This window comes from Nostoc punctiforme PCC 73102, from assembly GCF_000020025.1.
Taxonomy (GTDB): Bacteria; Cyanobacteriota; Cyanobacteriia; order Cyanobacteriales; family Nostocaceae; genus Nostoc; species Nostoc punctiforme.
On record NC_010628.1, the window covers coordinates 6,614,245 to 6,627,084 of the forward strand.

The 12,840-nt window shown below is 39.8% G+C and carries 8 protein-coding genes and 1 pseudogene; 6 read left to right on the forward strand and 3 right to left on the reverse strand.

From position 1 onward, the window contains the following. Positions 1 to 106 precede the first annotated feature (106 nt). Positions 107 to 3,343, forward strand: a complete 3,237-nt coding sequence (locus NPUN_RS27070; protein ID WP_012411615.1) for a DEAD/DEAH box helicase family protein — start codon at positions 107 to 109, stop codon at positions 3,341 to 3,343. A 281-nt stretch (positions 3,344 to 3,624) separates the two neighbouring features. On the opposite strand, the gene ruvC is transcribed toward NPUN_RS27070, so the two are convergent. Continuing rightward, a complete protein-coding gene (gene ruvC / locus NPUN_RS27075) occupies positions 3,625 to 4,116 on the reverse strand; it encodes a crossover junction endodeoxyribonuclease RuvC (RefSeq protein ID WP_012411616.1) in 492 nt (163 codons plus the stop codon). Positions 4,117 to 4,290: 174 nt separating this feature from the next. Between ruvC and NPUN_RS27080 the strand changes: the two genes are divergently transcribed. Then, positions 4,291 to 5,679, forward strand: coding sequence for a gluconeogenesis factor YvcK family protein (locus tag NPUN_RS27080; protein ID WP_012411617.1), 1,389 nt, complete (start codon positions 4,291 to 4,293; stop codon positions 5,677 to 5,679). Between the two features lie 7 nt (positions 5,680 to 5,686). Further along, complete coding sequence (tsaE, locus tag NPUN_RS27085; protein ID WP_041565661.1) at positions 5,687 to 6,142, forward strand: tRNA (adenosine(37)-N6)-threonylcarbamoyltransferase complex ATPase subunit type 1 TsaE; 456 nt, start codon at positions 5,687 to 5,689, stop codon at positions 6,140 to 6,142. A gap of 648 nt (positions 6,143 to 6,790) precedes the next feature. Here tsaE and NPUN_RS27090 read toward each other — a convergent pair. Beyond that, positions 6,791 to 7,966, reverse strand: a complete 1,176-nt coding sequence (locus NPUN_RS27090) for a patatin-like phospholipase family protein (protein WP_012411619.1) — start codon at positions 7,964 to 7,966, stop codon at positions 6,791 to 6,793. 527 nt (positions 7,967 to 8,493) lie between these two features. Continuing rightward, positions 8,494 to 9,813 (reverse strand): dihydroorotase, encoded by a 1,320-nt coding sequence (locus NPUN_RS27095; protein WP_012411620.1) that lies wholly within the window; start codon positions 9,811 to 9,813, stop codon positions 8,494 to 8,496. 270 nt (positions 9,814 to 10,083) lie between these two features. On the opposite strand from NPUN_RS27095, the gene lepB (NPUN_RS27100) reads away from it, so the two are divergent. From lepB (NPUN_RS27100) to NPUN_RS27110, 3 genes and pseudogenes are all read left to right on the forward strand, one after another. Continuing rightward, positions 10,084 to 10,737 (forward strand): signal peptidase I, encoded by a 654-nt coding sequence (gene lepB, locus NPUN_RS27100; RefSeq protein ID WP_012411621.1) that lies wholly within the window; start codon positions 10,084 to 10,086, stop codon positions 10,735 to 10,737. Between the two features lie 105 nt (positions 10,738 to 10,842). Continuing rightward, positions 10,843 to 11,447 (forward strand): annotated as a pseudogene (lepB, locus tag NPUN_RS27105) (signal peptidase I). Between the two features lie 96 nt (positions 11,448 to 11,543). Then, the gene (locus NPUN_RS27110; protein ID WP_041566443.1) at positions 11,544 to 12,326 is read left to right on the forward strand and encodes an MOSC domain-containing protein; all 783 of its coding nucleotides are present in this window, start codon (positions 11,544 to 11,546) and stop codon (positions 12,324 to 12,326) included. Positions 12,327 to 12,840: the final 514 nt, after the last annotated feature.

The window sequence follows — 12,840 nt, forward strand, 5'->3', positions numbered from 1 at the left end:
ATTACCACCCGTGGACAAAAAGTCATGCCTTACGCACCCAAGCGATAACCTACGGTTCGCTAACGCAACTTTAAGTCCATCCCATCTAGCCTACAGTTATCCATATATGAGCGAACTGCATCTGCAAGATAGATTTCTCATCCCATTTTTCCGCAATGAATTAGGCTACCAAGAAGTAAAACCCAACACCATCACCAATTGCCTGATCATCGAAGAAGACCTCCAAGCCTTCATTTCCACCACCGAACTCAACCAAAAACCCTACGAAATCCTACTCAAAAAATATAACAACAACGCCCAAAAACTTTTAGCAGAACTAATCGAATTAATTCAAGAACGTATCGCCAGCAGCCGCAATATGGCGTTATTTATTAATGCCAATAAATCCGTAACTCTACAAGGCATCAAGCTCTATCTATTTTACACAGATGACAGCATAATTCACAATAGTAACCTATTTGAGCAAAATATATTTTCTGTTGTCCAAGAACTACCCTACAAATACATATATCAAGGCAAACAAATCTTCTCCTTCCGTCCCGATATCTGCTTATTTATTAATGGTATTTACCTGGGTTACAGCGAGCTAAAATCCAACCTCACCAACCAAACAGCCCGTAAAAACGGACGTGGTAAAGTCATTAAAGACTACTTTGAAGCCGTTAAAGTCTATTACGAAACCTTCGACAATAATCCCCATCTGAGCGACAAAGAAAAAGACCACTATCGCAAAGACTTCCTCAAAATCTTTGAAAAAGCCATCCATATTACTAGCACTGACATAGCCGAAACTTATGTCATTCGCACTATCGACCATTTTTTTGAAGAAATCCTCACCACTTGTCGTGAAGGTAAATACGACCGCGAAGACTACGAAAAAAGGGCAGTCAAAACCTTTAAACCCTATCCACTGCTAAATACTGACGCGGATAAAAAAGATAAACTCAAAGAACTTTTTACCGTCCACTATGGCAAAAGCTTCATTGAAAAAGAAATTCTGTACTACAATTTTATCGAGCGTGACGTATATGTTCTCAAAGGTAAAAAGGAACTTAAAAATGAATTAGGACATCTCATCTCACCCCGTCCCAAACAAAAATTTGGCACTGATAAAATTCTGAATAAAATTGACGAATTTTTAGAACATGAAGCCGAAGACGATTATTTTATTCACCAACTAGAACAACAGCTAGCCCACGTTTCCCCCAGCAAACGCGCTGAATTAATCGAAAAACGCAAAGCTTACGCTAACAATAAAAATGTCTATTCTTTACTACTACAATATGCGGCTGGCTTTGGCAAATCCAACATCATCGGCTGGACAGCTTTACAACTGAAGGATTTACGCCGCAATGGTCAATACGTCTACGACAAAATCATGATTGTGGTTGATCGCTTGCAACTCCGCAGCCAAATCGACTCCAAAATGTTAAACATGAACATCGACAACCGGATGTATATTGAGGCAAATAATAAAAAAACTTTTCAGGATGCACTCCAATCCGACACCCGTTTAGTTATCGTCAATCTGCAAAAATTTGGCGCAGTGCGAGAAATGCTCGATGCAGACACCCTGCAAAAACTCGCCCAACTCCGCATCGTCTTCTTAATTGACGAAATCCACCGCTCCAACAGTGGCGACCAGCACGAAGAAATGGTCAACATTTTCGACGAACTCCAAACCCCCTTCGATCAACAAACTCAATACAACCAAACCCGCACCAAGAAAAACCTGATTGTCGGTTTCACAGCCACCCCCGATGACCACACCCTCGCCCGCTTTGGGGAATTTAGTGGTTACGCCGAAAGCGAAAAACTCTGGGTTCCCTTCGATTCCTACACCATGAAGGAAGCCATTGAAGACGGCTTCATTCTCAATCCCCTGAAAAATATTGTCCCCGTCGCCTCCAAGATGCTGTTCGACATCCCCACTAACGAATTAGAAGGCTTCGAGGAACCCAATTATAAAGACGCAGATAAAAAGCAAATTTACGAAAACCGCGATCGCATTAATGCCATAGCTCAATATATCGCTGACTTGCTGGTTAAAGACGTTTATCGGCAAATTCGGGGTACAGGTAAAGCCATGTTAGCGGTATATTCTATTAAAGCTGCGATCGCCTACAAACAAGCAGTTACGCAACATTTCAACGAACTGGTTAAACAGCCTAAATATGCCAAATATACCGATGCACCTATTCATGTAGTCTATTCCAGCAACCAAGACGAACAAAACGCCACAGGGCTAAACAATGGACTGACTGAGGAAAAAGTCTTAGAAAGCTTTGCTCTCAAGAAAAACGGCTTAATCATCGTCGTAGCCAAACTGCAAACCGGATTTGACGAAAAAAGGCTACATACCCTATTTTTAGATAAAGAAATTAAAGGTATTGCCGCAATTCAAGCTATCTCACGGGTAGATCGCACTGCTAAATATAAAAATGACTGCAAAATCGTTGACTTTTCCTATAACAACGTCAACGTGCAAAATATCAAAGATGCCTTCGAGCATTTTTCCGATGTCGTTGTTAGCGACTTCGACCCCTTTAGCGATAAACGAGTTTTAGAAATCCTGTTTGCAGAATTGAAAAAGTCTGGAGTCTACACAGAATTCTTTGAGACTTTTCTCAGAACATTCAATGATAATGCGAAACATAACAATCCAGAGAGCTACCTCGATTTAGAAAGCAGCATCGAAAAGTATATTGCCGCAAATCCTAAACACACTGCTGATGTCAAAGCTAAGGCAGGCCAGTATTTTACCATCCTCAACCGGATTGAGTATGTAATAACACTAGATGCAAAATACAGCGAACCTAGCCTCCTAGAATTTCTGCGTTTCTTCAATAACATTTATAATAGGCTGCACCGTACTGATGATATCAAAGATGCAATCGAGGTTTATTTTGATAATCAAATTGGCATTATCGAAGTCGAAACCCAAGAGCCTGAGCCGAAGAAAAAGAAAATAACTAAAGTCGCGGAAGGCAAAGAACCGACTAGCAATAACTATCAATTTGATATCTTAGCTATCATTGAAGCCCGTAACGAGCAAGAAGACCTAAAGGGAGAACGCATTCAAGAATTTGAATTAAAAATTAGCGCCTTGTTTGACTATGTGCAAAATTGCGATGAGGGCAAACGGTTGATGATTAAAATTAAATCAAATGTTTCAGAAGATGAAATCTATGATGACTTTGCCAAAATCTACCGTAAGTACAAAATCTTAAATCGGCGGCAAGTTGGAGATTATTTTTTCAAGGAAATGGAAGATTTGGTCAATAAACTGTGTGATGATTTTGAAGTCATAGTACGTAATACAGACTATTCTAAAAATTCCTAGTTCCTTTCGTAAAATGTGCTTGAAAACCTTGATTTTTCGTTTTTATTTCTCAACAAGCTTAAGCTTTGTAGCACAAATATTATTAGTAGGATAGGTTCATGTATTTGGATAATCCTCTAAAAGAACATAACTGATTACAAGCGATGCCTACGGCGGGCTACGCCTACGCTCGTACCAATCGTGTCGTAAGTATTTTTACTCTGTGACAGTTAGTAAAGGACTTTACGAACCAGTAAAGAACTTTACGAACCAGTAAAGAACTTTATTGTTTATGTACAAGTTTACAGCTGATAAGAAGCCGTTAAAGCCACTGCCAAAGCATCAGCAGCATCATCTGGCTTGGGAATTTCATCTAAATCTAACTCCCGTGCTACCGCCTCTTGCACATCTAACTTATCTGCATTGCCATATCCCGTTAAAGCTTGTTTAATTTGAGCCGGAGTAAACTCTACATAAGGAAGACGACGCTGGCCCAACACCAAAATTAATACACCCCGCGCCTGTGCAACCAAAATTGTACTTGACATCCGATAGAAGAATAGTTTCTCGATCGCAACTAAATCTGGTTGAAATTCCTCCATCACAGTGTGTAAATCATCAAACAACGTACATAGCCTCAGTCCCATTTCTACATCTGCTGACGTTTTAATTACCCCGAAATCCAGCATATTGACTGTAGTTTCTGGCACCTTGTTGGCAATTTGTGTGCAGGTAATTACCCCAAACCCTAAAGTTGCCAGTCCTGGATCTAATCCTAAAATTCGTTTTTCCATTCAATTCACTTTTACTAAACCAGGGTATTGTTTAACTAGGAATACTGGCAATCTTGACCACTCGCTCTTAGTCTAATGGAATTGACAAATATAATAGTTTCACGCCTAGTGTTAAAAACCAAGTGGTGTACATTTTCTGTTAATTATTGTTTGTAGCACTGCTGTAAATCAGGTATGTCAATTGGTTTTCTCAGACAAGCCCTCAACGCCCTGCAAAAGCAGTCGCGTTCTCGAACTTCCTACCGGGTTAACCAGTGGTTCAAATGGTTATCGCCTGGACTATCGGTAAAACGTTGGTTGTTGATAAGTATTGGGGGTGTACTGCTGGCGAGTTTGGGGTTAGCTATTTGGATCAAGCTGACCCCAATTTTTTGGATGATTGAGTTGTTTAGAGGTTTCCTTGGAGTAATCACCAACATCTTACCCAACTATATCAGTGGGCCTTTGGTGCTGCTTGGGGGATTGCTGTTAGTGCTTTGGGGACAAACTCGTACTGTCGGCTCAATTACTAAGGTACTAAGGGCAGAAGGCGGAGAAGAACTCATCGATGTCTTGCTGGCACATCATCGACTGTACCGAGGCCCGAAAATAGTTGTAATTGGTGGTGGTACGGGGCTTTCTACGTTGTTGAGGGGACTAAAAACCTACAGCGCTAATATTACTGCTATTGTCACTGTCGCCGATGATGGTGGATCTTCTGGGCGGTTGCGTCAAGAATTTGGAGTGTTACCACCAGGGGATATTCGCAATTGTTTGGCTGCACTAGCAGATGAAGAAAAGTTATTAACAGAATTGTTTCAATACCGTTTTCGAGCTGGAGATGGGTTAACGGGTCACAGTTTTGGCAATTTGTTTTTAACGGCAATGAGTGATATTACTGGAGATTTAGAACAAGCGGTTGCAGCCAGTTCTAAGGTGCTAGCGGTACGAGGACAAGTACTACCGGCAACTCTCAGTGATGTTCGCCTCTGGGCTGAATTAACCGATGGTCGCCGCATTGAGGGGGAGTCTAGCATTCCCAAAGCTGGAGGGAAAATTGTCAAAATTGGCTGTATTCCTGATAATCCTCCGGCAGTGCCAGCAGCGATTAAAGCAATTAAAGAAGCTGATTACATCATTATTGGGCCAGGTAGTCTTTATACAAGTCTCATTCCTAATTTATTAGTACCAGAAATTGCCGATGCGATCGCTCAAACAGATGCCCCCCGTATTTATATCTGCAATATCATGACTCAGCCGGGAGAAACTGAAGGCTACACTGTTGCAGATCACATTAGAGCTATTGATGCTGCTTGTGGGGAAAGACGGCTATTTGATGCTGTGCTAATCCACAAAAAATCTCCCTCAGAGCAATCACTCATCCGCTACGCCGAACAAAACTCCCATCCCGTTTTCCTAGATAGAGAAGCCGTAACTCTGCTAGGGCGAAGGATTGTTGCAGCTAATGTTTTATATGAAGATGAAACGGGTTTTGTCCGTCACAATCCGCAGAAACTAGCACAAGTATTGTTGCGGTGGTACGGTAGAGGTCATTATGGAAAAAGGAGAAATATCACGTCTTGACTCGGTTATGAAAATTTTTCTTGCAGATACAGAGGCGACGCTACACTTAGGTATTACTCTCGGCGAATCCCTAACTGCGGGCAGTGCAATTTTACTAAAAGGTGATTTAGGCGCGGGTAAAACTACCTTAGTTCAAGGTATTGGTAAGGGTTTGGGAATCGCTGAATCTATTGTCAGTCCCACTTTCACCCTGATTAATGAGTACACAGAAGGACGGCTCCCCCTTTACCACTTAGATTTATATCGCTTAGAACCACAAGAAGTTGCAGCCCTAAATTTAGAAAGTTATTGGGAAGGTATTGAGGTCATACCAGGAATTGTGGCAGTTGAATGGGCGGAACGATTGCCCTACAAACCAGATAGTTATCTAAGTGTGAATTTGACTTATGGGAATGGGGGTACTCGTCAAGCCGAACTCATACCATTCAATTGTGCCCTTAGCGAAACCATTGCTGCTCTCTAGGCTCATATCCCGACCGAAGTACAAGAAATTTCACTTTTTTAGATCGCAACACTAAAAATTTTTGTTAATAGTTGAGGGAGAACTTCACACTCCTTCTATCTGCCACTACCACGCTCACCACTGTAAATCACTAACATTGTTATCTCAACCCAAAATAAGTGAAAAAATTTTGTAACAGCAGCTTTATTGCTGCAATAATTCAGTTAAAAAACTGATTTAGATAGTGTATGAATTAAGAAAAGGTAAACTGTTGTTGGGTTAAATGAGAGTTTTTGCAGCAGTTAGTCAGCTTGATTTAGCCTGATTGGTTCTCTACTCTCATTAAGAGAACAAATCTGGATTATTTAGCAGTCAAAGCTAGTAGAAAAAAGTTAAACAACATCAAGCTATCTAGAAGTTATCTAACTTTTCCTTATACTCAATATAGCCGAATTAAAGTCACAATATATACACAATAATACTGATTTATATAATAGTTAAAAAATTAATTTAAGTAATTGTAAATACCAATAAATTTTTCGGTTGACATCTGTAATTATCACTGATAGCAGCTTTAAATAAAACATCTCGTATTTTTATGATAGTTATGTAAAAATACGAGATGTTTTATCTTATGTTAGTTGACATTAATATATCTACGTGGATACACTAGTTTTCTCTAATGAAAGAAGCGATCGCCTTTTTTATCGGTAAGCCAGAGTCATCTCTGGTATAGTACGTAAGACCTTGATCGATGAATGCCGAGGTAGTATCTATTAACTGCTGAATAATCTCTGGACTACTATTATCTATTTCTTGAGTAACTTTTTTACCTGTAAATCGGTTTTTTCGATCTTCTGGATGTAATACAATACGAGGATCTTTATAAGTTTCTTTTGGCTTAGGTTTGAATGTCTCATTTAATTCAAACTGAAGACGTAAGTAACGCTTAGACTCGTATCCACCCATGATTTGTCGGCAAATTGTGCTATCAATCTCCGATGTAGGTTCCATAAAGATATTAGTCAGATTTTGTACCCAGTCTAAGCCTTTCCATTTACTTATTTGTTTATATTGATATGGTTCACCAGTTTGACCTGTGCCAATAGAAAGGATAGAAATATCTTCCAATCGCAGATTATTTAGTTTATATTTTTGCTTTATTTCTGGAGACACTGAAGACTGACTGACCCTCATAGCTAAACTCAAAGCTGCGAGACAGGGATTGTTAGCAGAAACTCCTCCATCAATGTGTGGAAATTCCCAATCACCAAACTTTTCTTTATCTCTAGGTTCTAATTTATATGGTGGGAAAAAAGTAGGTGCTGAGGCAGAAGCGGTACATATCTCCCATAAACAACAGTCATCGTACCATCTATCTCCTAGATCGGGATGACAGTTTGTAAAAAAGGTTGTATTACGATATAGCGTATCGTAAGCCAGAATCAAGATAATAGGTTTTTCAATATCTTTTATTCTTGTGTATTTATAAGAATCTTTGAGGACACTAATAATTCCATCATGAGAATATTTAGATGTTGAAAATACATCAAGAATTGATTTGATGATTGACGGTAAGTTTTTATAGAGTTCTTTTCTATTCGGCGGAAAGATATCTTTACCTCTATCTCTATACAGTTTAATAAGTTCATCACTTGTCTTTCCTACAGCAATCCCCCCTGTCAATATTGAACCAGTAGAAGTGCCAGCAATGAGGTCAAAGTATTCGTGTAAGAAGTTGCCTTTACCCTGATTTATAATTTCTTGTTCTACTTGTTTAAGAATTCGGGCTGCAATAACTCCCCGAATACCGCCACCATCTAAAGCTAAAATTTTGAAGGACATAGCAATTCTCCTTGATTATTTCTACGGTTATCTTTTTGGGCATAGTCTCTGGTAAATACATGACCTGGATGAAGGTCATATATTATGAGATTGGTCGCAATTCAGTTTCATTTTGTTTACTGCTATCCAACTCTAAGATTTAACGAACCGCCTTCACTATGAGACACTATGTATATCTTGCTTTCCCATAAAGGTACGCACAATATCTCGTTAAAGAAGGTACACCAAACAGGGAAAACGAAGATTAAATAGATAATCTTATAGCCGTAAGGAGGGAGTTATTGAAGATTTGACTTCAAACACTTATAAATAAATTTAGAGTTTTATGTTGCAATTTCTGATACAGCAACAAGTCAATACCCTTTGGTTAAAAGGGTAAAGAAGCAAAAACAAAGATTTTCATCTTTTAGCTTTAACCAAACCGCTTTAGTCTAGTCTTAACTATGGATAGATGAAAATCTTGCCTGTTCAAGTATGGCTTCGATGTATAATTATCAGTCTACTACGTAAGCTTAAATAAATATTTGCTACAAGAAAGTTAAAGCTTGACCCCGGACTTGCGTATTTACCTGGCCTTTGTCATAAACTATTTCACCGCCGACAATGGTTGTTGTAGCCCAGCCGGTGAGGTTCCAGCCTTCAAAGGGGCTCCAATGGCATTTGGTTAAAAGTTCCTCGCGCCGGACTGGACGGTATGTATTTAAATCTACAAGCACTAAATCGGCATCATAACCAGGTGCGATCACTCCTTTATTGGGAATACCATAAGCCACAGCTACATTCTTAGACATCCAGTTGACAACTTGGGAAACAGTACACTTTCCCTCCATCGCCGCAGTTAACATCAAAGCTAGGGAAGTTTCCACCCCAGGCATTCCTGAAGGACTATTGGGGTATTCTTGAGCTTTTTCTTCTAAGGTGTGGGGTGCGTGATCTGTAGCGATGAAATCAATCACGCCATCGCGTAAAGCTTGCCAAAGGACTTCGTTATCGTGGGGCGATCGCAAAGGTGGATTCATCTGTGCTAAAGTACCAATCTTTTCATAAGCACTGGTGTTCAACACCAAATGCTGTGGCGTTACCTCTGCTGTCACCCAACTAGGTTTCTCCTGACGCAGTAAATCTGCTTCTTCGGCTGTTGACATGTGAAGAATATGCAGACGACGGTGATATTTTTGAGAAAGTTTTAATACCAGTTGGGTTGCCAACAAAGCCGCTTGATTATCTTGAATTTGCGAGTGAACGGCTGGATCGTGAATGTTGGCAAATTCTTGGCGACGTTGGTTGATTCTAGCTTGGTCTTCGGCATGAACAGCAATCAAGCGATCGCCTTTAGCAAATATCGTCTCCAATGTTGTTTCACCATCAACTAGCAATTGACCGTGCATCGACCCCATGAAAATCTTAATTCCTGGTGTGGGCTTGGCCAAAAGCAAGTCTGGAAGATTCTCTGCTGTTGCCCCAATAAAAAAGCCATAATTAACCAAGGACTTTTGTGAGGCCCGTTCTAGCTTGTCGTCCAAAGCTTGCTGTGTCGTTGTTAGGGGGCGCGTATTAGGCATTTCTAAAAAAGAAGTGACTCCACCTTTAGCGCAGGCACAACTAGCGGTGAATAAATCTTCCTTGTGTTCTAAGCCAGGTTCCCGGAAATGTACCTGCGGATCGATCACTCCCGGCAACAAAGTTAACCCTTCTGCGTCAATTTCAGTGACTACTGCTGTTTGGGAGATTTCTGGCGCAACTTCGACTATTTGGCGATCACGGGTCAACACATCCCCAATCATCATTTCACCATTGGGTAGGACTATGCAGGCGCGACGGATCAGTAAAATTTGTGGAGATGACATAAGGCTAACTTTTTTAGGCAGGGAGCTATATATTACAGATAACTATGCTTTTAGGTTAAACTTAGTCGCGCTCTGAGTGCTAATTTTTTTGCTGACCGTTAAAAAAAAGTTTATTTTTAATCTATGAAGAACCCCCTTTATCAATAATCTAAGATTGGTAGTCAAGATGCGAACATAACCAGGAAATTAAAATTTTCCCGTTAAGATTAACAGATAAAGTCTCACTAGGCGAGTTAATTACCTACATCTTTCCTTCAGTTAAGTAATTTCATGCAAAATCAAGTGTCTGATAACAACTCTAGTCAACAACCTGATAATTCCTGGATCGCAGAGCTAGGTAGAACAATTGTATTGAGTATTGTTCTAGCTCTGGGAATTCGTACCTTTGTTGCTGAAGCACGCTGGATCCCTTCTGGGTCAATGGAACCAACTCTGCATGGTACGCCAAACCAGTGGGAAGCAGACAAAATCATTGTCGATAAGTTGAAATATAAATTTGCTGACCCGCAGCGTGGAGATATCGTAGTATTTTCACCCACTAAAGAGTTACAAAAAGAACAATATCAGGATGCTTTTATTAAAAGAGTAATTGGCTTACCTGGAGAAAAAGTACAACTCAAAGATGGCAAGGTCTATATTAACAACAAACCCCTGCCAGAAGGTAATTATCTCGCTCCTAGCCAAAGCACAGTTATTAATGTTTGCCAATCAGGGCCACAGCCACCTTTTTTGGAAAAACCCCAAACTATACCAGATGATTCATACTTAGTATTAGGTGACAATCGTAATAATAGTTATGATGGACGCTGTTGGGGTGTTGTCCCTCGCCAGAATATTATTGGACGGGCTGTAGTTCGCTTTTGGCCTCTAAATCATATTGGAGGAATAGATAAAGTACCACCATATTCACAAACAAGTCCATAACGGATAATTTAGCTTGATGCTTTTGCTCAAGAAGAATTTAGGACTATTACATTCTTTGCTTGAGCAATCAGCTAGCTTCCAGAAGAAAGTAAAAGAAAATATGATATGCCCAATATCAGCCGTAAGACCATTGTTGAGGGTACTGTAATACTAGTCTTCTGGATTATTGGTACATATATCCTTATTTTTACCGAAGCTCGCTGGATTCCTTCTGGTGCTATGGAACCCAGTCTGCATGGTACGCCAAACCAGTGGGAGGCGGACAAAATCATTGTCGATAAGTTGAAATATAAATTTGCTGACCCGCAGCGTGGAGATATCGTGGTATTTTCACTTACTGAAGAGCTACAAAAAGAACAATATCACGATGCTTTTATTAAAAGGGTAATTGGCTTACCTGGAGAACAAGTACAACTCAGAGATGGCAAGGTTTATATTAACAACAAACCACTGCCAGAAGGTAATTATCTCAGTTCTGGGCAAAGCACAGTTATTGATGTTTGCCAATCAGGACCACAGCCACTTTTTTAGAAAAACCCCAGACTATACCAGATGATTCATACCTAGTACTAGGTGATAATCGTAACAGTAGTTACGATGGACGCTGCTGGGGTGTTGTCCCCCATCAGAATCTTATTGGATGGGCTGTAGTTCGCTTCTGGCCTTTAAATCATGTCGGAAGAATAAATAAATCGCCACTATATCCATAAATTAACAAAATTAGTAAGGTGGATAAATAACAAAATAATTTTAGATTGGTGATTTAGCAGTCCCCAATCTAAAATCTAAAATCTAAAATTGCTATGATGCCTTACCTAGCCAAGATTCTACTGTATCCAGTAAAATCACTGGATGGTGTTGAAGTTGAAAAGGTTGGAGTTCTTGCCAGTGGCGCACTACAGCATGACCGCGAGTTTGCCATCTTTGACGAACGAGGTAAATTTGTCAATGGCAAGCGTCATGCTAAAATCCATCTACTAAGGGTGCAATTTGCACTTTTCAATAGAACTATTTCGCTACAAATCCCAGGCGGCAACTCACAACAAGTTTTTCATCTGGATGAGGAACGGCAAGCCCTAGAAGCAACTTTGAGTAATTATTTTGAGTTTGCTGTTACATTAAGGCAAAACTCTCTAATGGGCTTTCCTGACGATACACACTCGCCAGGCCCAACAGTAATTAGTACAGCAACTTTGACAGAAGTAGCTTCTTGGTTTCCAGGTTTAAGTGTAGATGAAATACGCCGCCGGATGCGTGCCAATATCGAGATTGACGGTGTACCAGCATTTTGGGAAGATCGGCTATTTAGCGAACAAGGTGATTTAGTCTCCTTTCGAGTTGGAGATGTAGATTTTTTTGGGGCTAATCCATGCCAGCGTTGTATAGTTCCAACACGCGATTCTTACTCAGGCGAAGCTTACCCAAGCTTTCAAAAAATCTTTGCAACCCAGCGACAAGCAACTCTGCCTAATTGGGTTGCTTCATCGCCTTTTAATCACTTTTACAGATTGAGTGTTAATACCCAATTGCCTATATCCTCAGCCGGAAAAATTTTACAAATCGGCGATGGAGTTGACATATTTCCATAATAAAATTAACATTTGTTTACAACAAAAAACACTAAGTAAATTTTCTTGGATTTTTTTTGTTATTACTATGCATTTGTATGAAAATTTTAAAATTGTTGTAGTTAAATAGAGGTTTTTGTAGAAATCCAGAGGTTTCAAGACTGGAAAATCAAGACCTCAGCAATTAGAAATTAAATTTAGGATTAGGTGCTAATGGCAACCTGAATTTTAGAATGGCATACTGTAACTTATCGGGTAAATTTAAGTTTTTCTGAGGAAATGTACTGATACATTACCAAATAAAACTGAGCGAATTAAGCCGTAATGTTTACAAATCGCCTACGCCTACGCAAAATTTGAAAATTGGAGGTTGGAGAAACTTAACTAGTCAGACAAGTATCCGAACAAAATTTTTAATGCTTTTTTTATACTCCATTTTCTCAGAGATGTCATGATCGAAGTGATGACACACCGTAATTTTTTTGGTATTAAATGTAGCTGGCATAGCAAAAATGCCCCAAATATATGCTGGGGA

Bases quoted from the DNA above. Each gene is read 5' to 3' on its own strand.
- lepB (WP_012411621.1), top strand. From the start codon at position 10,084: ATGCAAAATCAAGTGTCTGATAACAACTCTAGTCAACAACCTGATAAT.
- NPUN_RS27090 (WP_012411619.1), bottom strand. From the start codon at position 7,966: ATGTCCTTCAAAATTTTAGCTTTAGATGGTGGCGGTATTCGGGGAGTT.
- NPUN_RS27110 (WP_041566443.1), top strand. From the start codon at position 11,544: ATGCCTTACCTAGCCAAGATTCTACTGTATCCAGTAAAATCACTGGAT.
- tsaE (WP_041565661.1), top strand. From the start codon at position 5,687: ATGAAAATTTTTCTTGCAGATACAGAGGCGACGCTACACTTAGGTATT.
- NPUN_RS27095 (WP_012411620.1), bottom strand. From the start codon at position 9,813: ATGTCATCTCCACAAATTTTACTGATCCGTCGCGCCTGCATAGTCCTA.
- NPUN_RS27070 (WP_012411615.1), top strand. From the start codon at position 107: ATGAGCGAACTGCATCTGCAAGATAGATTTCTCATCCCATTTTTCCGC.
- ruvC (WP_012411616.1), bottom strand. From the start codon at position 4,116: ATGGAAAAACGAATTTTAGGATTAGATCCAGGACTGGCAACTTTAGGG.
- NPUN_RS27080 (WP_012411617.1), top strand. From the start codon at position 4,291: ATGTCAATTGGTTTTCTCAGACAAGCCCTCAACGCCCTGCAAAAGCAG.